We start from the raw sequence: 21,072 nt of genomic DNA on the forward strand, positions 1-21,072 counted from the left end.
GGGGTTCGGGGCGAAGCCCTGACAAAGGCTTTCATTTCCAAGCTTTTCTTGAAGGGGTGAGTCGTTGCCTTTTCCCAACCCATCAAAAGGGCAACAACTTCCGCAAAGGCGTTCCCAGTTGCTTCTCAAGCTTGTCGAGATTCTCCTGGACTTTTGGATCCTGCAACTTTTTTTCCAATTTGTTGCTGATTTTTTCCATGGCCCTGGTTTGCAGGGCCGATTCCAGCAGTCCGGGCAGGTTGACCTGGAGGGCGGGATGGCGGAGCGCTCCGGTAAAACGGACAGGAACTTCCAAACCCTGTAGATCTTTGGCGGTATGGTCCACACCCTCCAGGACGGGGAGAATTTTTGCTTTGATCTCGTAGCTGGTCTGTTGGTGGACCAGGTCGAATTGACCTGCCCCCTGTACGCTCAGCAGACCGGAGAGGGCTTTCAGATCCCGATTGTCCACCACGCCATCATGTATGGTTGCGGAGGCGGTCATTTCCGAGAAGGGTGTTTTGCCTCGATCGGGCTGCAAGGCCTCCACAGGACGGCGTTTCAGGGTGGCGTAGGCGGTCAGGATACGGTTTTCCAGATCGACCCCCTCCAGGGCGCCATCGTGTACGACCAGTTGCAGGTTGCCTTGCAATGTCTTGCGCCAGGCATCCCCCGGAAGAACCCGGGCCTCAAGGTTGGATTGGAGATCGGCCCGTCCACTGACCGGCTGCGGTGTTCCGCTGGCCTGCAACAACAGGCCCATATCAATGTTTTTAAACGTCATTTTCCATATTTTTAACAAGGGGTTGCGATCATGCATGTCCAGTTGGGCACGGGTTTCCATGCTTCCGCCATACAACTCTGCCCGCAGGGGTTCGACCTTGATCAGACTTTGACCTGTCACAAGATTCATATCGACCTTGTTCAGGGTCACCCCGTGTATTTTGAGCTGATCGGCCAGCAGCCTGCCTTGTGAATTGCCTTTGGCCACAAAGGATGGCGCCCCGGATTGGGCGCCCCTGTCCGCGCTGCCAGCCTGCTCGGAGTCATACTCATCAAGATCCTCGGTTTGGCCGTCAGGGTGGAAGCCTGTTTCCCCGCCGGGTTGCTCCTCTTCCTCGGCTTCGAGCATGGGCCGTGTTTTGCTTCCGGCATCCGAGATCGTCCCGGGCTCTGTCTGCATAGGATTGTTTTCCAACTTGTCTTCTTGTGCTTGACCAGGCAAATACCGATCTCCATCCAACCGGTCCATCTGAAGGTTGAAGCGGATGGCAGGATGTCGAAAATGTTCGATCTGGAGCGAACCGGTCAGGTGGGTATCATCCAGGCGCCCCTTGATGTCGGTCATGGATACACGATTGGAACCGGCTTCGAGTGTGGTCTCCAGGGCAGCAGTCGTCATGGCCTTGGGATCCCGGAATGACAGGGAGGCGCGGTCCAAGCGTTTCAACAACGCCCGGGGGGAAAATTCGGCCAGGGTTAAAGTGGATTTGAACGCCGGGTTGTGCAAAATGTCCCGGCCATCGAGGATTCCATGCACATGGAGCTGATCGAGAAGCGTCAAACGCAAAGCGGTCATGCGCAAGGTTTCTGCCGCCCAATCGACCGCCATGTCGCCGGAGAGGCGCAGATTCAGGCCGGCTGGCGGAGCCTCCCCCCCCTGGGCGTCCATATTCAGGTCGACCTTGCTGATTTGCATGGTTTTTCGTTGCAGATCGGCCTGCAACTCGGCGAAAAAGATGGCCTGTATGTTCTCGGCCAGCGGCAGGTCACCACCAAAAAAGGAGAGGTTGATACGGGTGTTTTTGGTGTGGATGGTGGCATCCTTGTCGTTCCAGACGATGTCACCTGACAGAATCGCCGAGCCGGCCAACTCCGGGACGGCAAGGCTCCACTCCGTGCTGATGTGGGTCTTCATGGATTGACCGGGACGCAGGGGACCGCATTTCAGGTTGAACTCTTCCAGAGCCAGGCTGTTGCCCGAAACATCATCCTGGTAACGCAGGGCCCCGCTGATCATTTCCATGCCGTCCACCGAAAAGGCGGAGATGGCCAGCAGGCCGGCGCCATCCTCGTAAGATGGGAGAGGCTGACCGACCGGGGCCAAGGGGGGAGTCCCCAAGTCGGAGGTCGGCTGAGCATGGTTTGACAAGGGGGAGGGGTGCTTGCCTGAGGCCTGACCGTTCAACGTCTCCAGCATACTGGACCAGTTGCCACGTCCGGTCCGGTCGCGGGCCAGGTTGAGGTAGAGCCCCCTGACAAAAACCTTATTGATTTCCAGATGTTTTTGAAGCATGGAAAAGAGTTTGACCTTGACGCCGATCTCTTCGATCTCCGCCAAAGGTTCCGGACCAAACGATGGATCATTGGTCAGGGTGGCCTCTTCGATCTTGAAGCCAATCCAGGGGTAGAAGGTGAAGGAGACCCGGCCCTGGATCATCAACTGCCGGCCTGTATGTTTTTCCACCCAATTCGAAATCCGGCTTTTGACCAGAGCGGGGGTCAGCATCTGGGATGCGACAAGGACCGCACCGCCGATCAGAACGCCTGCAACAAGGAAAACAATGAGTAATTTTTTGACCATTCCACGCATCCGATGGCTCCTGCCCCTGACCCGTCCCTGCCGACAACGACACATTGGCTGGCAAGACGACCGCCCGGAAAACGGCAACCATTGCCATCTCCTCTGAAATACCTCATTAATCCCGTTTATTTCAATGATAAATCAGAGGTGAAACAGTTGGCTCAATGATAAATCAGAGGTGAAACAGTTGGCGCATTTTTTCGTCAGGCATAAGGGTCACTATGTCCACCTGGCCTTTTTTTTCATCGTATTGACGACGGTTCTGCCTTTTTATCAGGTACGTACCTTCGATTTCATCACCATGGACGACCCCTCCTACGTCTACGACAATCCCCATGTTCGTGAGGGGATCACCGGGTCGGGTATCTGGTGGGCGCTCACCTCCACCCAGTATTTTTGGCTGCCGCTCACCCGGCTATCGCTCATGGCGGAGGTCTCCCTGTTTGGCATCGACCCGGGGGCCATGCATCTGGTGAATCTCTTTTTTCATGTTTGCAATGTCTTGTTGTTTTTTTCCTTGTTGCGGCGTGCGACAGGCTGCGATGGGGCCAGTGCGGTCGCGACCCTGTTGTTCGCCGTACACCCTTTGCGGGTGGAGTCCGTGGTTTGGATTGCCGAGCGCAAGGATGTGCTTTTTGCCTTTTTCATTCTTTTGGCCTTGCACGCCTATCAGACCGCCTGGTGCCGCCGGACGTGGTACCGCTTTGTTCCTGCTCTGATCCTGTTTGTTCTGGCCAACATGGCCAAGCCCATGGCCGTAACCCTGCCCATCATGCTCCTGCTGTGGGATTATTGGCCCCTGGGGCGTTTTACCACGACGTGGCGCCACCTGTTTTGGGAAAAAATCCCCTTTTTTGCGCTGGCAATCCTTCTGGCTGGAGTGACGATATGGAGCGCAATGGATGCGGACAATCTTCCTTCCCTGCGTCTGTTGTCGATAACCGACCGCCTCGCCAACATCGTTATTTCCTACGCTGTCTATCTACGCCAGAGTTTTTGGCCCACAGGGTTGGATTTTTTTTATGAGCATCCCAAATCCCATTGGCAGGCCATTCATCTGCTTCAATCACTCCTGATCCTGTCCCTCGTGACTTTTTATGCCTTCAGGCAGCGTCGACAGGCCCCTTTTTTCCTCTTTGGCTGGTTGTGGTTTCTTCTGACACTTTTGCCGGTCATAGGGTTTTTGCAAAACAGCGCCCAGGTTCGGGCGGATCGTTTCACTTATATCCCTCATCTGGGTTTATGTGTTGCCGTGACCTGGGAGGCCCGGCGGTTGTGGTGCAACCGGGTTGCGGGGGTACCGATTCTGGCTTTTCTGGCTTTTTGCAGCGTGGCGGCGTTGAGCTGGCATACCTGGCTTTACGCACACCAGTGGCGCCATACGGCCTCCCTGGTTGCCCACAGTCAGGCCGTTTCCGGTATCAACTTTATCAACCAGCGTGTTTTGGGTTTGTTTGACATCCAGCGGGGCGCCTGGGAAGAGGCACTGAAGCCTTTGCAGCGTTCTTTGGCGCTCTCACCCCATGATGCCATCAGCCAACGGAGTGTCGCCCTGGTTTTGGTGCGTCTGAAACGTTATCAGGAGGCGTTGGCATTGCTGCAAAAATCGGTGCTGGAAAATTCGGAGGATCCACAAATTCACTATTTGCTGGGCACGGTTTTGCTGGAGATGAACCACATGGATGAAGCGGAACAGCATTTTGAACAGGCCTTTTCATACCACCCTGCCCCGGAGTATCTCCTGGACCAGGCCGGCGTCCAACTGGCCCGCAAGGGACGTACCCAGGTGGCGGCGCGTTGCTTTCAACGGGCTTTGGCCCGGGAGCCGGATGTTTTTCGTTTCAATTTTCACCTGGGGATGGCCCTGGCGGAGGATCCTGCGGCGGCGCTTTTGCCCCTGCTGCGGGCCGTTCGTCTACAGCCGCATGATGTTTCGGCACTTTTTAATCTGGGGAAAGTTCATAACCGCCTGAAGGATCATTCCCGGGCAGCCGAGGTTTTGCGTCGGGCCCTGAAACGGCATCCCCATGACCCGGATATTCTCTATGAGCTGGCCTATGCCCTTTTAAAGCTGGGAGATCGTCCGTCGGCCATTCACCATCTGGAGGAGGCCTTGCGCCAAAAGCCGGATTTTACCCCGGCTGGACAACTTTTGGCCCTGGCCCGGAGGATCGCGCCATGAATATGGGCCAAGGAACGCCTCCAGCCCGGGTTCGTATCGACAAGTGGCTCTGGACTGCCCGTTTTTTCAAGACCAGAACCCTGGCTGCCGAAGCTGTGGCCGGGGGGTTGGTTCATCTCAACGACATGCGCACCAAAGCGGGGCATGAGATCAAGGTGGGAGATATCCTCACCATTCACCGGGGGTCCGATGAATATATCGTTGCGGTGCGGCAGTTGGCCATCCAGCGACGCCCGGCTCCGGAGGCTGCCATGTTGTATGAGGAGTCACCGGAGAGTCGGCAGGCTCGGGAGACCCTGGCCGAGCAGCGTCGGGTGCAGAGCTCCCTGCAACCGATTCCCGGTGGCCGCCCCACTAAAAAAATTCGGCGCCATTTGAACCGCATGCAAAAGGATTGGTAACCACCCGGCCCGCGTCAGGGTCCAGGGGAGTAGCTCCCGAAGCGAATCGGGGTCCAGGGGGCCGGCTCCCTGGCTTTGTCCAGGGCAGCTCCCTGGCTTTGTCCAGGGCAGCGCCCTGGTGAGGTTCGGGGCGAAGCCCTGACAAAGGCTTTCGTATCCGGGCTTTTCCGGGCTTTTCTTGCAAGGATGGCGAATAGTTACCAAGGATTGAAGGTCACGCAGCCTGGTTTTTAGGTACGACACGGATATCCAGAGCGACATTCTCTTCCAGGGCCACCTGGGCGCTATCCAATTTTACGACGAGGGTGGGACGACGCTGCAACAAACGTATATCCGCTCCAGGAACGAACCCCACATTGAGCAGACGGTTCATGCGGGATTGGTCGGCACAATTCAGGTAGACGATGCGGGCCAGATGGCCAACGGGCAGGTGATCCAACGAGATCACGGTCGTCTCCACGGAGTGGCGGGATTCCCGGCAACACTCCCCCTCCGGAATGTTGGATCCGTGTGGGCAGGTACGTGGGTGACCAAGAAGGGTGCAGATGGCCGTTTCCAACTCGGGCGCCAAAACGTGTTCGTACTCGCAGGCCGCTTTTTCGGTGTCCTTGGCATCTCTTCCCAACACATCGACAATCAACCGTTCTGCCAGGCGATGCCGGCGAACCAAGCCCCGCGCCATTTTCCGGCCATGGTCCGACAAAACGATCCTGGTTCCTTCAATACGCAAAAGACCATTTCCTGAAAATTCCTGCAAATATTCTCCATAGACAGGGTCCGGGGCATACTCCCGAAGGGTATCCAGCGTCAGGTCGTGGCGTTCTTCCAGGCGCCAGAGCATCTCCATCAGTTCATCCCGGCGGTGTTCTTTTTCGAGGCGCATATTCTCTCCATCCGATCACACAAGCTGATCCAAAAAATCTGGTAACTATTCAGCGCCCTTTCAAGAAAAGCTTGGGCATGAAAGTCTTTGTCAGGGCTTCGCCCCGACCCCCTCCAGGACTCTGTCTCAGACCCTGCCAGGGAGCCAGCCCCCTGGACCCCGATTCGTGGCCTGGTGGTGAATAGTTACAAAATCCGTCACTATGCTTCTCTTGCGAAAGCGATGAATCGTGACTCGTCACCGGCGCTTTCTGGTCAACCAAAAAACAGGTGCAAGGCAAGGTTGGTCACACCACCCACCAGGATGGCAATGGCGATGATGGATGCATTCATGGCCACTGCCCAACGCAGGCCGACCTCTCTGACCATCATGACCGTATTTGAGATGCAGGGGATGAACAGGGTGATCACCACCAATCCCACAACGATCTGGATATCGGACAGATGGCCGGAATCTGCCAGTTGTTTGTAGTAGATCACCCCCACCTCGCGACGTGACAGGACCATGATGAAGGTCTCCGTCACCTCGTCAGGCAGGGCGAGAAATCCGGTCGTGACAGGACGAAGAAGCCATTTAATGCCCTGCAACAGGCCAGTTTTTTCCAGAGTGAACATCAATCCAGCCGCCACCACGAACAGGGGAAGGGCCTCCAGCAAAAACCATTTGATCCGATGATAGGTCTTGCGTAGGGTGTTACGCCAGGATGGCCACTGGAAGGGAGGAAGTTCCAGGATGAACTCTGTCTTTTTCCCGCTCTTGATCATCCTGTTCAACAGGAGGCTGCTGATCATGCTGACGCCTCCGATCGTGCCGATAAACACCAGCAACGACCAAAGCGGCATGGTGGCCAGGATGGCAAAGATGATACCCATCTGAACCGCGCAGGGCATGCCCAACGCAATCATGAAGATGGTCACCAGGCGCTCCCTGCGGGTTTCAAGTGCGCGGCAGGTCATGGTGGCCATGGTGTTGCATCCGGCGCCCAGCACCAGGGGCAGAACGGATTTTCCCGTCATGCCAAAGGAACGCAGGGATCGGTTGGCCAGAACGCTGAGCTGCGGCAGATATCCGATATCCTCCAATAAATTTAAAATAAAGAAAAAAATCAACAAAATGGGCACCACAGTCATCAGGGCATTGAAGGCCCCCATGGTCAAGATCCCGTAGGGGCCGACCAGCAATGCGTTGACGAAGGGGTTGGGGATCATGGCGCCGATCCATTCGGTCAACGGAGCGAAAATCCAGGCGTCAAGCAGACTGGCCAGGAGAGGGGCGACGACCCCGACCCCTTTGAAAATCACCCACAGCACCACCATGAGGATGGGCCATCCCCATACCGGATGGCGCGAGTAATGAGCCATCCGCTGCGACGTTTCGGTCAAAAGCAGACGGGATTGTTTGCGGGTCTCCCGGCTGATCGTCTCGGCCCAACCTTCCCAGGCATTGAAGGCCAGCGTGCGCAACTTGTTGACGCTGTGACGCACTTCAAGACGCTGGGCAACGGCTGCCAGGGCATCCTGATCCACATTCCACCACCGGGCAGAGAGGTGCTCCCGCACGATTTCGTTACCCAACAGATACTGAAGGAGCAAGGGTGCAGCAGGTTGTTTATCTGGAGGAAAAAGAGACCGTAACTCCGCCACTCCCTCTTCCAGAATTTCGGGCAGAGGAACCCGTTTTGTGGCAGCGCTGGAGCGGTGCAGGGAGGCGATCGTTTCAGCCATGCCGATCCTCTTCGCCGCAGCCATCTCGACCACCGGAACACCCACCTTTTGGGCAAGCTGGTCAGCGTCCACCACTAAACCGATTCTGCCGGCCTCATCCACCTTATTGAGGCAAAACAGGGTGGGTATGCCCAATTCCATGATTTGCGCCAACAGCATGAGACTTTGTTTCAGACGGGTGGCATCACCACAAAACAGGATATGGTCCGGAGGCTCCATGATCAGGGTGCGCACGGTCCTCTCCTGATCAGCTGAAAAGGTGGTCAGGGATGAGATGCCGGGAGTATCCAGAAGTTCAACATCTTTTCCGCCCAGCCTGACCCGTTTCCGATCAATATCGACGGTCGTTTGCGCGTAGTTGGCAACAATGGCGTAGGATTGGGTCAATTCATTGAACAGCGCACTCTTGCCCGCATTGGAAAGACCGACAATCGCCCAGGTGAGGGTACGCCCGGCAGACGGGCAAACCTCGTCGCCACTCTCGGCATGGGTGGAGCAGTGCGGCTTGTTCAATGGCGCAGACCTCTTGACTGAGAATCATTCTCTTTTCCGCTCCGATTAGAAGCCATATCCGGAAGGGTGTCAAGGTTCCCGGATCTCCGTTCATCCCTCCGGGGGATATTTGTCCACCAACGCCTGGAGGGCGCGCCGGGGAATTTTGCTGCCATACTCCTTGCGCAGTTGGGTCAACTCCTCTTTCAGCCATCTGGGAACGCGGCACCAACGTTGGGCATCGTCGGGTTTATGGAAGCGTGTCCGACCATCGCTGGCATGAGGGTTGTATAAGCCAAGTGGAGACAAATCCTTGATATTATTGAGAACGGATGCAGGAATGGTCTCTTTGTCATCGCCGGAGGGGCAATCAACCTTGCCACAGACGACATCCTCGATTGTGAGATTGTATTCGGCAGCGACTTCCGCAAAGCGGGCAAGACACTCCTCACGACTGGTTTTAGCTCTCTCCATTTTGGCATGGTTGGCTGTATTGATAAGCTCTTCAATATCCTTCAAAGACATGGTGTTGAAGTCCGGTTTCATGCAGCCCTCCCTTTCAGAGTCGGAATTTTTACCAATCCGCCTATTTTAATCATTTTTTTTAAAAAAATGAACCCTGAAAATTGACTGTGTAAATTTTATAAAAGGATATTGTCGCGTTATAATATCAAAACCATAAACGATTTAGCATTCATAACTGGCGAAAAGTCCTTGATGCGATTTGCTGCCAAACCCGATCTTGACAAAGTGCGTTATCCATTTTTTGCTGTCGAACCCGATTCTGGCAAGTAGTCACGAATCTTTCCGGGCAATGACCACCAGATTGTTGCATAGCTGGGGCCAGCGATCAGCCAGCCTTTCGGAGAGCTTGCGGGTGGGCAACCAGGTGAGCCATCGTTGCGGAAAAAAAGAGACCCCATGCATGGCCAGGACGCGAAACCCTCTTTCGGTCAGATGCGATGCCAAATGGAACCGATTGTAGAGGCGCACATGGTAGTTGGAAATGCGGTATTCCAGGGAGTTGGGATAGATGCCCAGAAAAGTTGTGATGCGATTGCGCAGGCAGTTGATGTTGGGTGTGCTGAGAACCAAGTGACCGCCCACCTTCAGATGGCGGTGGCATTCGGCAAGAAAATGGTCCGTATCGATGACGTGTTCCAGAACCTCCAAAGCGGAAATAAAGTCGAATGGCTTTTCTTCCAGGTCAAAGCCAAACTCCAGATCCCGTTGGTGGTACACCCACGCCCCACGCGGCTGATACATGCTCCCTTTGTCAGCCTCATTCCAATCATCCAACCCGGTGGCCTGGACGGCAAAGCGGTCCTGGACACATTTGAGAAACATCAGGTAACTGCACCCGACATCGAGCCAGGTCTGCCCCGTTGTGACCCCGGTCACCCTGACCAGAAGGTCAAGGGTTCGATCATAGCGGTAGTACGGCTCGTCCCACGGGCGCTGGCGGCGTAGTTCGTCAAAATTGTCATTGCGCGCCGGTGCGTTGCGATGGATCTGCGCCGGAGGGTCAGGAAGAGCGGGATTCAATTGTGCCTGGGCGGCAATATTGCGGCTGTAGTGGCGGGCAAAAATCTTCAGGATGGGAATCGGTGTAGCGGGATTGGCAGCCACGCAGGCCTGAATGGTCCGGTCGGCGTGACGCGAGAGAATCGCCAACACCCGTGGCGGCGTTTGCGGCGAAGTGGCGATGATGCGGGCGGCCTGCCGCGAAAAATGGGCCAGGAATAAAAGATCCGCCGCATCCAGGTCCGGAATCCATGCGGGATCGATCTCGATTTTGTCCGTATACGAGGCCTGCCGACCTTCCGCCAACCACTGGTTACATGTCTGTGCATTCTTGAAACGAAGAGGTTCCACAGGCAAAACCTTCGCTGTTGTCATGACTCTGCCGGCCAGTCCGAAAAATGGCACAAACGACGCACCGGATGGTCGCCCTATTTTCTCGCCGGGGGAAGCGGAAAAGTCAACTGGTGAGCAAAATGACAGCGAGGGTTGACATCGCAAAGCGGTGGGCTTATGGTGCCCGGGCTGTGGCGGGGATGGACATTATGGTTCCGGCCACAGGGTTGTGTTGTTGAGGGGGCGTAGCTCAGCTGGTTAGAGCGCCGGCCTGTCACGTCGGAGGTCGCGGGTTCGAGCCCCGTCGCTCCCGCCACCACCCCTGGCAGCTCATGGCTACGAGGGCTGTGGGGGTTCGGGCACCAGAGTTTTCGATGAGAAACGGACAAACCACATTCAGGGGTTTGTCCGTTTTTTTGTGTGGCGTGCCCATGAAATGGCACAGGCATGAAGTGCGGTGCATTTTCCGTTGTTGATAAACAAAATATATGTACAATAGGGGGGTTTTTGGTTGAATCAGGACGATTCCACGCGATCGTCCACGTTCTGAGCGAGGGGTTGACGATGCAGATAACAGGCATGAGTTGGGGAGCCAAACTGCTGAAATATGTAGGGTTTCCGACAGCAAAAATCCTCGGGCCGGAAGCGACCAAGGAGGAGATCCAAGCCGTCATCAGCGAGTTTGGCGGTGTTCTGGTCAAACCGATCTTCAAAGGTGGCATCGGCAAAAAAGGCAAAGCCGGATTGATCGGCAAAGCCACGGACGTTGTAACAGCCATGAAGGAAAAAGAGCGCCTCTATTTTGCCGAGCATCGGGTCGGCAATACGGTGGCCAAAGCGGAGGGAGTCACCTTCGAGAGCTTCATTCCCTGCAAACACGAAGTCTACTTTTCCCTGACCGACAATACGCAATACCGAGCACCGACCATGACCATCACCCATCATGGCGGCATGGATATCGAAGAGCTTTCCAAGGACCAGATCGCCTCGGTCCCGTTTGATCCTCTGACCGGGTTCAAGGGGTTCATTGTCAACAACGCCCTGAACAAATTGAACGCCCCTGCCGAGATCATCAGCCCGCTCGTGCAAAACCTGCCCAAACTTTGGGATCTGTTCCACCACTATGGCATGACCACCCTGGAGTTGAACCCCATCCGCATGATGGAGGACAAGAGTGGCCGCCTGACTCCCATTGCCTGTGACTTCAAGGGCTCCTTCGATGGCGACGACCCCAACGTGGAGCGGCTTGGCCTCTCCAAGGATCTGTTCTCGGAAGATCTCTCGCCCTATGAGCGGGAGGTCAACCAGTTGCGGACCTACCAGGGACAGTCGGACGTGTTCGTGATGAATCCGCATGGCACGATCACCGCCATGACTTTTGGCGGCGGGGCCAACGCCCTGGTCACTGAACTTCTGGGCAACCAGGCCACCATCTCTTCGGACTTTGGCGGCAACCCGCCCTATGCCAAAATGCTGGAGATCAGCCGCATCACCTATCGGCACTGGCTCAAGCAGTCCAATGTCCTGTTCCTGATCGGCGGCAAGGCCAACAACACGGACATCTATGAAACCTTCCGGGCCATGGCGGACGGCCTGCGGGAATTTTTCAGCACCCATGGACCGCAACCCCTGTTCGTGGTGGTTGGACGGGGTGGACCCAACCTGGTGCGCGGTTTGGGGTATCTGCGTGACGTCCTGGATGCGATGGGTCTCCCCTATCGCATGTTCGGGCACGATTCGGCCATGAGCGAGGTGGTGAATTTTGCCCAGGCCGTGGATACGTGGATGTCCAAAGGCGGACGGCAACAAATCGCCCGCAAACTGGGAATCACCAATTGATCGGAGCCGCTCCCCCGATCCGGGGGGCCAACGCAGGGGGTCGAGATTTGCCATGAACCAGCAGCTCAACTTTGAATTGAACAAAGGTTACAACTATATGCAGGCCAAGGGAGAGATCAAGTTCCCCTATTATGTAGGAATTCACTCCCTGATGAGCATTGCCACCCGCGAAGACCGGGTCTGTGTGCTGAACATCCTTGGAGGGGAGAGCCGCACGGTCACTCCCACCAGCCATGTTTATTCCGGCGGCAATGTGGTCTGCGGCACCATGCCGGGCCGCGGCGGCGAAGTGATGAAAACCGCCATTGGCAACATACCCGTCTACCACAGCGTCCTGGAAGCCCTGGAAGCCGGCCACCGTTTCAACGTAGCCGTGGTCTATGTCCCACCCTCCGGGGTGCGGGATTCGGTCATCGAGGCGGTGCGGGTCAATCCAGAGCTGAAAAAAGTCGTCATTCTCACCGAGAAGGTCTCGGTCTCCCACTCCCGGATGATCCGTCAGTATTGCCAGCAGCGCGGCGTGGATGTGTTTGGCGCCAACTGCCTGGGTGTGGCCGATGCCCATCAACACGTGCGCATTGGTGGCGCTCTGGGCGGCACCGCCCCGGAAGAGTCCCTGGTGCCCGGGTCCGTCGCCATCTACTCCAACTCCGGAAATTTCACCACCACCATCGCCACTTACCTCCTGACCGGGGGTTGGGGTACGACGGTCTCCCTCTCCTCGGGCAAGGATATCTACATCCACTTTGCCGCCCCCGAGTTCACCTACGCTTTCCACAACGACTATCGCAGCCAGGCCGCCGTGATGTACATCGAACCAGGCGGTTACTACGAACTCGACATCTCCTTCAAAAAACCGGTCGTGGCCTGCATCGTCGGGCGCTGGAAAGCCAAGCTGACCCGGGCCTGCGGTCATGCCGGCGCCATTGCCGGTTCGGGTGACGACGCCGCCGCCAAAGAGAAGTGGTTCATGAACAAATTCGGCGTCGATGACATTTATACGCCGGAAAACCGCATCTTCTCAGCCGAAGGAGCGGTCGTCACCAACATTGCCCACATTCCCCTGGCCCTGACCGACGTCATGGCCAAACGTGGCATCAAACCGGACTTCCCGCCCCGTGGTTCGTTGGAGTTGAAACCCTGGTTCGGCAACAATCAGGGCCTGGAGCTGCCTGCGGAACTGGATCTGCCCATCGTCAAGGCCATGACCCCCTACGATCAACAGATCGAAGTCCTGACCCGACAACTGGGAACGGTCTTCCCAAGACAGAACCTGAAGGATTGCTCCGGCGCCTCCCGCATGGATGCCAAGACCCAGGTGAGCAAGATCCATGGTATCAGCATCCTGGATGCCTCAACCAAAACCCTGGAGGAGAATCTGGTCCTTTCCCTGATCCGGGAGTACCCGGATGCCACCGGGGCAGCCTTGGCCAATGTGATCCTGAATGCTTTTGTTAATCAGAGCGGCACGATTGCCCTGGCCGCCGCCGATGCCGCCCGCGAATCTGGCAACAGCCCCAATACCGTTCTCTCCGCAGCCGTCACCCAGGTCGGTCCCCGCGTTGTGCAGGGAGCCCGGGATGCCGTCAAGGCCCTGGTGGAGCTGTTCGGCAACACAGCATTGGAGAACCCCGCCCAGCGCGGTTTCGACTTTGGCCCGCAGTTGGAACGAGCCAGCAACAACCCGGCACTGCGGGAGACCTTCATCCCCGCCAACCGGCAAGACCGGCGCGTCCACGGCATGTTGCAGGCCATGGAAGCCCGGGGCATAGGGTCGGTGTTCGTCGATTTTGTCAAAGCCATCGCCGAGCGCAACGGATCCTATCCCACCGACATGACCATCCTGGCTGCCGTCACCTGTCATCTGGCCTGGGTGCCCCTGTTGCACAAGCGTCTCTCCCTGATCACCCTCAACAACATGCCCTGGCATTTTCTTGTCTTCAGCACCCTGGTAGGCTGTACCGTCCCTCAATCCCGCCAACCCGATGCCGATCATTTCAGCGGCGTCAGCATGGGCGAACTGATGAACAGCTGGAGCTTCTCCGAGACCGCCTTCCTCGCCCTGTTCGACCATCGCCCCAACAGCAGCGAGTTGTATTCCTTCTCCGTGTTGTTGGGCCTGATCATTACCAACGGCCCAGGAACCATCTCGGCCCAGGGCGCCAAGGGAGCCGTCAGCGCCGATGGCCCGGAGATGCAGGACCGTATCCAGGTCAACAAGGGCTACATCGGCTTCATGACCCACACCGGATATGCACACGGCGGCAACGGCTACGAAGCCATCGCCTTCCTGCTCGACTGCTTCCGCAAGAGCGGTCTTACCGATCCGACCAATCCCAACCACGGCCTGGATCTGGATGCCCTGGCCATGGAACAGGCCAAAGCCTACGGCTCCTACAAAAAGAAAGCCAAGGCCGAAGGCAACCTGAACTATGGCAAGGTTCCCTGCGTCAACCATCCCATCTTCAAAGGCAAGGAGGTCAACTACGACCCCCGGGAAGTGTTCGTGGCGGATCTGTTCAAGCAACGCAACGAATACAACATTTTCCACGACTTCTACCACAAGCTGGTGCAGGCCCTTTTCAAGGCGGGCGTCAGCAAGAACGTCTACTGCGTCAACGTGGACGCCGTTATCGCCGTTCTCCTGCTGAAAATGTTGTGGAAGCCTTTCATCGATGGCCAGATCAACGACAGCACCATGGAGAGCGCGGCTTTCACGACTTTCCTGTTCGGACGCATGATCGGCAGTGCTGCCGAAATCGATGACCACACCAACCGGGGCCGCAACATGGATACCCGGACCGCCGCCAGCCAGTGCAGCTTTGCCGGTTGAGCAAGGCGTCACATAACCTGATTGTCGTTCATTTTCACTTCCGGCGGCGCCCAACAGGGCGCCGCTTTTTGTTTCGGCTCAATATGGATTCCGATGCAAGTGGATTTCTGCGGACATTCTGGGATATGCTGATACACAGGAGGAGTGGAAACATGACGACGATCACCTCTGATACCTTGAAATTCGTGCGCCGTCTCAAGGATGCTGGCATTCCTGAGAATCAGGCTGAAGCCATATCCGAAGCCTTCAAGGGGGCGCACGAATCGCGATCGGATGAATTGGCTACGAAGGAGGATTTACTTGATGTTCGTCGCGACTTGAAGGAACTGGAACTCCGTATGACCATCAAGCTTGGCGCCATGCTTCTTGCTGTTGTTGGCCTTGTGGTCACAGCCAACCGACTTTGGCCGATTCCGGTACAATATGTTTCGGCCCCGCATGCCAGCCAGGAAATGCGCCTACCTCCACCAGCACGTTGATTTTCCCGTACCAGGCGGTTCGTGCGCATACTGCGCTCCAGGTACGCAGCATGTGCGCATTGTGCCATCCTCCTACCTCGGGAGGTTCGGCCATGACCACGATGATCTCAGAAGTCTACGATGCGTTGATATCCGCAGGAGCAGATGACACCAAAGCCCGTAGCGCTACCGAGGCCATTGCCAAACATGACGCCAACATTGTCGACGGCAAGGCGCGTCTGGTGGTCATTCAATGGGCTGTCGGTTACTTGGTTGCGGCAATTACAGCCTTGGTTATCAAGGCTTTTACTTGAAATTTACCCTCTGCCATCTTCCCGGATCTGTCTCTTCAGCCCAAATTTTGTATTTTTCTGATCACATCACGTCAGGGCTGGGTTTCCTGTCGAACGAGGGTGGCACAGGCAGTGCGCCAAGAGCGAAATGGCTCGGCAGTTTGCACGCCCCCTGTCCAGACTCACCCGCCCAAGCATGGAGTTGTCACGATGAACAGCGACGTCGGAAATTTGACCCATTCCCTCGATATGATCAACAAACTCCAGCAAGAAATGACTCAAAGTACAGGCGCCGGCGGGGGAACGTTCATGGGGTATTCCATGACCGCAATAGCCGCTTCCCTGTTTTTCAGCCTCATCGGTCTGATTTTTTTCCGTTATGGAAGAAACAACGGCCCCACCAGTACAACTATTTATGGAATCCTTTTGATGGTCTATCCATATTTTGTCACCGACACAACCTACATGATCGCGATTGGTATCGTGCTGTGTATTTTGCCGTTCGTTTTAAAATTTGGCTGAAAAAAGGGCGCCAAAGGGGTACCTGGGCAGCTACTCCTTTTTTTGCGGCGCCAGGACCATCCCCAACGAGGTGCTTTGTTTTCGCAACCGTTCCCGGTGCATCTGTAGCCACTGAATGGCAACCACCGAGGTGGCATTGTTGATCTTGCCCGCATGAAGCTGCTCCTCGACGGTTGCATAGGGCAGGAGATAAAGGCGGATGTCTTCATTTTCCTGGGCCAATCCACCACCGCCCACGGGTGGCGTGTGGCTGTTGAACACCCCCATGAAGAGGTGGATGGCTTCGGTGCTGCTGTTGGGCGCGAGGTAAAACCGGGTGATGGGATAGAGCGAGATGAGGTCGATGCCGGTCTCCTCCCGGGTTTCGCGGCGGGCGGCAACTTCCGGATCGGCATCGGCGCCATCCATCAGGCCAGCCACCACTTCCAGCCACCACCCCTTGGTTTCATTCAAAAAAGGTCCGAGGCGAAACTGGCTGATCATCCCCACCACGTCAGCGAGAGGGTCGTAGAGAAGCACCGCAACAGCATTGGGCCGTCGCATGGCTTCCAGGACCACATCGCGGCTCATGGTGCCGTCAAACCGTTCGTATTGCAGGCGAATTTGTTGCAAGCGAAAGTAGCCGTGGTAGGCGTCGCGGGTATCGAGAATTTTGACTTTCATGGGGGGACCGTAGATTATTAAAAAACTGGGATGGAGGTCCAGGAGGAAGGGCTGCGCCCTTCCTCCTGGTGGAGTCCGGGGCAAAGCCCCGAAAAAAAATGATTGAAAAACTGGGATGGAGATCCAGGAGGAAGGGCTGCGCCCTTCCTCCTGGTGGGGTCCGGGGCAAAGCCCCGACAAAGGTTTTCAGGCCTTGATCATCGTTTCGGCCAACCTGTCCAAAAGATTCCGCAACCTACTCGATTTCATACGTATATACAATATGTTGCATACGAATCGGATGGACGTCACCATCCCAGTGGCCGAAACGATGATCAAGGCCCGTCTTTTCTCCACTTGCGAAAATGATAATAAACCGCATCCCATGGTGGAAAATCATGCGGCAGCATCCTCCATTGGCACGCAGTCCGTATCAGGTAGAAAATGGCGTTCAAAATCTCACGCATGCTATGTTCCAAGGGGTGTCCGCGCTTCCTCTTACCCGTGGAGGGGCAAAAAATTGGCTCAAGATAACTCCATTCTGGATCGCTCAAATCCGTTGCATAGGGCTTCCGTTCCATCGGACGTTCTCCAATCTTGCTGGCTTAAGGAAAGATTGGATTTCATCAATATTTTTGTCAAAATTCAAATGGTTGTTTGAATGGAAGAAACAACGACTCGGAATTCCCCAACAGACTCTAAGAGAAACCCAGCGGCGGACGGTACAACCATAACAGGAAAATAACGAGCTTTGCACCTTACATGTTGCAACCACTCAATTCGCCCCCACAGCTTCTATCAACCGCCTGATGCTCTCGGCCATGTCACTGGGTTCCTCCACCCGTTGTTTAAGAAAATTCCTTATAGGTCCAATCAGTTGAATGGCCCGATCAATTTGTGGATTGCTGCCGGCGGCATAGGCGCCGATGTTGATCATATCCTCGGCCCGGCGATAGGTGGCCAAGACCTCCCGAAGTCGGCCTGCGGCGTTTTTTTGCGCCTCGTCGGCCAAGTCGCCCATCAAACGGGAGAGGGAGGCCAAAATATCGATGGGGGGATAATGATTTTGTGCCGCCAAATCCCGGGACAACATGACATGTCCGTCCAAAATACCGCGTACTGCGTCCACAATGGGATCCTGTACGTCATCCCCTTCCATCAACACCGTATAGAGTCCTGTAATGCTGCCTTCTCCCTGATCACGACCAGCCCGTTCCAGCAATCGGGGCAGCAACATGAATGTGGAGGGGGGGTAGCCACGGCTTGTCGGTGGTTCACCGCGCGCCAATCCCACCTCGCGCTGTGCCATGGCCAGACGGGTCACGGAATCCATGAGCAGCAGGACATCTTTTTGCTGGGCGCGGAAATATTCTGCAATCGCCGTGGCCAGGAACGCCGCCCGCAAACGCAACAAGGGTGGCTGATCCGAAGTCGCTACCACCACCACCGATCGGGCGCGCCCCTCCTCACCCAATACGCTCTCCAAAAATTCCACCACCTCGCGCCCACGCTCCCCAACCAGGGCAATGACATTGACATCAGCCGACGTATAACGCGCCATCATGCCCAGAAGGGTACTTTTGCCCACACCGGAACCGGAAAAGATACCGATGCGCTGTCCACGTCCCACAGTCAGCGTGGCGTTGATGGAACGGACCCCCAAATCCAAAGGCTGATCGATGCGCCGCCGCATGACCGGGTTGATCGGTTCGGCATGCAACGGAACCGACTCCGTAAAACGCGGCAAGGGGTGGTTATCCAGTGGTTCTCCCAAAGGACCGATGACCCGGCCCAACAACCCCCCTCCCACCGCCACGCGCTCCGCACGTCCACGCGAGGTGATACGGCTGCCAGGATGGATTCCTTTGATCTGTCCCAGCGGCATCAACAAAACGGCTCCGCCACGAAATCCCACCACCTCCGCTGGCAAGGGCGTTCCATCTTCGGTCTCCACCTCGCACATCTCACCAATGGAAACGATGGGACCGGCCCCCTCGATCAACAACCCCACCACCTGGGTTACACGCCCCAGGCGGTGCGTTCCGAGCTTCTCCCGCGCCTGCGCCCGATAATCGGCCCACGGCAACTGCAAGGGCATATTCATTCCTTTCCCGTCCCCTCCTCTTCCAGGGAGATCGCAGCAGCAGACGGAATCTCCTTTCCACCCATCCCGGTTCCGGCGGTCTCGATTCTCTCCCCATGGGCCATCTCTTCCGTGTGGGCCTTCACCTCTGCACGCACCTGGCTGGAAGCTTCCGCTCCAAGCTCCACCGCCAAACCCAAAGTCTCTCCGTTTCCGGCTGCGGATTCCCTCTCCCACAACCTCTCACGCAGGTGGGAACGCAGCGCAGTCTCGATCTCCTGCAATTGCAATTTCAGATCGTGTTCCACGCCGCCCACGGAACTTTCCAGACGAAACGACCCGGGAGAGATGCTCTCATCCGCCTTGATCTGCAACTTTTTGAACGAAGGAACCCGTTCCAGATAAATCGCGTCTTCGGGCGCCACGCAAAGCGTCATCTCTTTTTGTCCATCCAGATGCTGCAAAGCTTTGCCGATGCGTCGCACCAACCCCTCGGGATCGACGTGCAGTTCATATCCCAAAATTTCACGCACCAGGAGGATGGCCGTCTCCACGATAAGCTGTTCCGCCTCGGCGTAGAGGCGGGCTGGCAGCACCTCCAACCCCCGCAACAAATTTTCCAGGCGTGGCAAAACCAGGGAGAGCTCCTGTTCCATCTGCTGGCGACCCATCTCCAAACCAGCCTTTTCCGCTGCGGAGAACACTTTCCGGAATGTCTCCCGCTCCACGTTCTCCTGCCGCCGCAAGGAGACCTCCTCCGGAGGAATGACGACTTCCAGGGCTTCCTCCTTGGGGCTCTCCTCTTCCACCTTTTCCTGGTGTCTGGGTACCCGTCCATCGGGGGCAACGCGCGTAAATTTCCCGGCATCGGCTCGGGGCACACGGGCCACCAGGTCGGCAAAGCGCACCACCTGCAAGGCGTCGCCTACATTTTCACTCAAAATGACTTCACAATGAACGGCCTGTCCCATATGCCACACGGCTCCTGAAAAAGTTACCCCTACAGAACCACATCCTCGGAGCCCTTGCCCAGGATGACGATTTGACCATCCGCCTCCAACTGGCGGGCAATTTTGAGGATACCCTGTTGGGCAGACTCGACATCCGTCACCTTGACTGGTCCGAGCATTTCCAAATCTTCCCGCATCATTTCCGAGGCCCGTTCCGACATGTTGCCGAAGAACTTCTCCTTGAGCCGATCGTCAGTGCCCTTGAGGGCCTTCAGCAACTCGTCATTGGCAATTTCCCGCAGCAGAACCTGGAAGCTGCGATCGTCCATAAGGAGAAGATCCTCAAACAGGAACATCTCTTTGCGGACCTCCTCGGCCAGGGGATTATCCTCCTCGTCCAGATAGGCCAAAAGCTTGTCGGAGACATCCCGGCCCATCAGGTTGAGAATATCCGCCACCTTGCGCACGCCACCGCCACCCTCTTGGGAATACATGCCGCGCGAGGCCCCCAGGGCATCCAACTCCGCCAACAGCGACTCTTCGATGTCCTCCATCGCCCCCGGCGGCAGATTACCTAGTTTGGCCATGCGCAACACCACCTCCTGTTGCACATCGGAGGGGAGATAGTCGATGACATACGACGCCTGATCGGTCTCCATCTGGGACAAAACCACAGCGATGCTCTGGGTATGTTCGTTGGCTAAAAAGTTGGCCACCAACGTCGGTTCCATTTCGTTCAACACTTCCCACGGCGTGGTCTTTGGCCCCTGTTGCAACTCCTTCAGGAGCTTGCGAGCCTCATCCTTACCCAGCACCCGGTTGACCAGATCCTTGACCTTCTGCATGCCACCGCGCACATCCATGGACGTGTTTTCAAACCGGAGTAAAAACTCCTCCCGAACTTCCCTGACCACCTCCTGCGGCATCTGACCCATGCGGGCAATCGTCCGCGACAACTCCCGCATCTCATCCTCTGACATACCCTTCAGGAGCGTCTTTGAATCCTCATCCGGCAAAGAAAGCACAAAAACAGCTGCCTTCTCCTTGCCGGAAAGGCGTGTCTTGCCGCGTGGACGCCGGGCCGGCGGCGCTTCGGTGGTCGTATTTTCCTTGGTATTCGTAGCCATTTGGGACATCCCCACTTTCCCGTTGTTTCCTGATCCCTGGAGACAGACTGATGATACTTGAATGGTGGAATTCTACTGTTGGGGTGTTGCCCCTTGTTGGGGTGTTGCCCCTTGTTGGGGTGTTGCCCCTTGTTGGGGTGTTGCCCACTGTTGGGGCGTTGCCCACTGTTGGGGCGTTGCCCCAAACCCCACCAGGAGGAAGGGCGCAGCCCTTCCTCCTGGA

At 56.4% G+C, this 21,072-nt stretch carries 17 protein-coding genes and 1 tRNA gene; 8 read left to right on the forward strand and 10 right to left on the reverse strand.

The genetic code is table 11. The features are described 5' to 3' along the window. Nucleotides 1-82: 82 nt before the first annotated feature. Nucleotides 83-2,572: an AsmA family protein gene (locus HQL63_12245; GenBank protein ID MBF0177599.1), complete on the reverse strand. Its 2,490-nt coding sequence runs from the start codon at nt 2,570-2,572 to the stop codon at nt 83-85. A 169-nt stretch (nt 2,573-2,741) separates the two neighbouring features. On the opposite strand from HQL63_12245, the gene HQL63_12250 reads away from it, so the two are divergent. Continuing rightward, entirely contained in the window at nt 2,742-4,745 is a 2,004-nt protein-coding gene (locus HQL63_12250) for a tetratricopeptide repeat protein (protein ID MBF0177600.1), read from the forward strand. Nucleotides 4,746-4,747: 2 nt separating this feature from the next. Beyond that, nucleotides 4,748-5,146, forward strand: coding sequence for an RNA-binding protein (locus tag HQL63_12255; GenBank protein ID MBF0177601.1), 399 nt, complete (start codon nt 4,748-4,750; stop codon nt 5,144-5,146). A 214-nt stretch (nt 5,147-5,360) separates the two neighbouring features. On the opposite strand, the gene HQL63_12260 is transcribed toward HQL63_12255, so the two are convergent. From HQL63_12260 to HQL63_12275, 4 genes are all read right to left on the reverse strand, one after another. After that, on the reverse strand, nt 5,361-6,029 hold the full coding sequence (locus HQL63_12260) for a FeoA domain-containing protein (GenBank protein MBF0177602.1): 669 nt from the start codon (nt 6,027-6,029) through the stop codon (nt 5,361-5,363). A 254-nt stretch (nt 6,030-6,283) separates the two neighbouring features. Further along, entirely contained in the window at nt 6,284-8,266 is a 1,983-nt protein-coding gene (gene feoB, locus HQL63_12265; GenBank protein ID MBF0177603.1) for a ferrous iron transport protein B, read from the reverse strand. A gap of 90 nt (nt 8,267-8,356) precedes the next feature. After that, a complete protein-coding gene (locus tag HQL63_12270) occupies nt 8,357-8,791 on the reverse strand; it encodes a hypothetical protein (GenBank protein MBF0177604.1) in 435 nt (144 codons plus the stop codon). 249 nt (nt 8,792-9,040) lie between these two features. Beyond that, on the reverse strand, nt 9,041-10,144 hold the full coding sequence (locus HQL63_12275; protein ID MBF0177605.1) for a class I SAM-dependent methyltransferase: 1,104 nt from the start codon (nt 10,142-10,144) through the stop codon (nt 9,041-9,043). A gap of 197 nt (nt 10,145-10,341) precedes the next feature. On the opposite strand from HQL63_12275, the gene HQL63_12280 reads away from it, so the two are divergent. The 6 genes from HQL63_12280 (at nt 10,342) to HQL63_12305 (ending at nt 16,047) form a co-directional block, all read left to right on the forward strand. Beyond that, nucleotides 10,342-10,418 (forward strand) — tRNA-Asp (locus HQL63_12280). A gap of 248 nt (nt 10,419-10,666) precedes the next feature. Then, complete coding sequence (locus HQL63_12285) at nt 10,667-11,941, forward strand: carboxylate--amine ligase (protein ID MBF0177606.1); 1,275 nt, start codon at nt 10,667-10,669, stop codon at nt 11,939-11,941. Nucleotides 11,942-11,993: 52 nt separating this feature from the next. Then, the gene (locus tag HQL63_12290) at nt 11,994-14,774 is read left to right on the forward strand and encodes a CoA-binding protein (protein MBF0177607.1); all 2,781 of its coding nucleotides are present in this window, start codon (nt 11,994-11,996) and stop codon (nt 14,772-14,774) included. 152 nt (nt 14,775-14,926) lie between these two features. After that, nucleotides 14,927-15,253, forward strand: coding sequence for a DUF1640 domain-containing protein (locus tag HQL63_12295; GenBank protein ID MBF0177608.1), 327 nt, complete (start codon nt 14,927-14,929; stop codon nt 15,251-15,253). Between the two features lie 92 nt (nt 15,254-15,345). Further along, nucleotides 15,346-15,546, forward strand: a complete 201-nt coding sequence (locus tag HQL63_12300; GenBank protein MBF0177609.1) for an integrase — start codon at nt 15,346-15,348, stop codon at nt 15,544-15,546. A 189-nt stretch (nt 15,547-15,735) separates the two neighbouring features. Next, entirely contained in the window at nt 15,736-16,047 is a 312-nt protein-coding gene (locus HQL63_12305) for a hypothetical protein (GenBank protein MBF0177610.1), read from the forward strand. Nucleotides 16,048-16,077: 30 nt separating this feature from the next. On the opposite strand, the gene HQL63_12310 is transcribed toward HQL63_12305, so the two are convergent. The 5 genes from HQL63_12310 to fliG form a co-directional block, all read right to left on the reverse strand. Beyond that, complete coding sequence (locus HQL63_12310) at nt 16,078-16,710, reverse strand: NUDIX domain-containing protein (GenBank protein MBF0177611.1); 633 nt, start codon at nt 16,708-16,710, stop codon at nt 16,078-16,080. Nucleotides 16,711-17,024: 314 nt separating this feature from the next. After that, entirely contained in the window at nt 17,025-17,270 is a 246-nt protein-coding gene (locus tag HQL63_12315) for a transposase (GenBank protein MBF0177612.1), read from the reverse strand. Nucleotides 17,271-17,464: 194 nt separating this feature from the next. After that, complete coding sequence (locus HQL63_12320) at nt 17,465-18,787, reverse strand: FliI/YscN family ATPase (protein ID MBF0177613.1); 1,323 nt, start codon at nt 18,785-18,787, stop codon at nt 17,465-17,467. 2 nt (nt 18,788-18,789) lie between these two features. Beyond that, a complete protein-coding gene (locus HQL63_12325) occupies nt 18,790-19,743 on the reverse strand; it encodes a hypothetical protein (GenBank protein ID MBF0177614.1) in 954 nt (317 codons plus the stop codon). 29 nt (nt 19,744-19,772) lie between these two features. Beyond that, nucleotides 19,773-20,849: a flagellar motor switch protein FliG gene (gene fliG / locus HQL63_12330; protein MBF0177615.1), complete on the reverse strand. Its 1,077-nt coding sequence runs from the start codon at nt 20,847-20,849 to the stop codon at nt 19,773-19,775. Nucleotides 20,850-21,072: the final 223 nt, after the last annotated feature.

Source organism: Magnetococcales bacterium, from assembly GCA_015231175.1.
GTDB lineage: Bacteria > Pseudomonadota > Magnetococcia > Magnetococcales > DC0425bin3 > HA3dbin3.

What these genes read in the sequence shown, in the direction of transcription:
- HQL63_12325 (MBF0177614.1), bottom strand. Translation starts at nt 19,743, where the DNA reads ATGGGACAGGCCGTTCATTGTGAAGTCATTTTGAGTGAAAATGTAGGC.
- HQL63_12285 (MBF0177606.1), top strand. Translation starts at nt 10,667, where the DNA reads ATGCAGATAACAGGCATGAGTTGGGGAGCCAAACTGCTGAAATATGTA.
- HQL63_12290 (MBF0177607.1), top strand. Translation starts at nt 11,994, where the DNA reads ATGAACCAGCAGCTCAACTTTGAATTGAACAAAGGTTACAACTATATG.
- HQL63_12305 (MBF0177610.1), top strand. Translation starts at nt 15,736, where the DNA reads ATGAACAGCGACGTCGGAAATTTGACCCATTCCCTCGATATGATCAAC.
- HQL63_12320 (MBF0177613.1), bottom strand. Translation starts at nt 18,787, where the DNA reads ATGCCCTTGCAGTTGCCGTGGGCCGATTATCGGGCGCAGGCGCGGGAG.
- HQL63_12300 (MBF0177609.1), top strand. Translation starts at nt 15,346, where the DNA reads ATGACCACGATGATCTCAGAAGTCTACGATGCGTTGATATCCGCAGGA.
- HQL63_12295 (MBF0177608.1), top strand. Translation starts at nt 14,927, where the DNA reads ATGACGACGATCACCTCTGATACCTTGAAATTCGTGCGCCGTCTCAAG.
- HQL63_12255 (MBF0177601.1), top strand. Translation starts at nt 4,748, where the DNA reads ATGGGCCAAGGAACGCCTCCAGCCCGGGTTCGTATCGACAAGTGGCTC.
- HQL63_12315 (MBF0177612.1), bottom strand. Translation starts at nt 17,270, where the DNA reads ATGGAACGGAAGCCCTATGCAACGGATTTGAGCGATCCAGAATGGAGT.
- HQL63_12275 (MBF0177605.1), bottom strand. Translation starts at nt 10,144, where the DNA reads ATGACAACAGCGAAGGTTTTGCCTGTGGAACCTCTTCGTTTCAAGAAT.
- HQL63_12260 (MBF0177602.1), bottom strand. Translation starts at nt 6,029, where the DNA reads ATGCGCCTCGAAAAAGAACACCGCCGGGATGAACTGATGGAGATGCTC.
- HQL63_12245 (MBF0177599.1), bottom strand. Translation starts at nt 2,572, where the DNA reads ATGCGTGGAATGGTCAAAAAATTACTCATTGTTTTCCTTGTTGCAGGC.
- fliG (MBF0177615.1), bottom strand. Translation starts at nt 20,849, where the DNA reads ATGGCTACGAATACCAAGGAAAATACGACCACCGAAGCGCCGCCGGCC.
- HQL63_12310 (MBF0177611.1), bottom strand. Translation starts at nt 16,710, where the DNA reads ATGAAAGTCAAAATTCTCGATACCCGCGACGCCTACCACGGCTACTTT.
- HQL63_12270 (MBF0177604.1), bottom strand. Translation starts at nt 8,791, where the DNA reads ATGAAACCGGACTTCAACACCATGTCTTTGAAGGATATTGAAGAGCTT.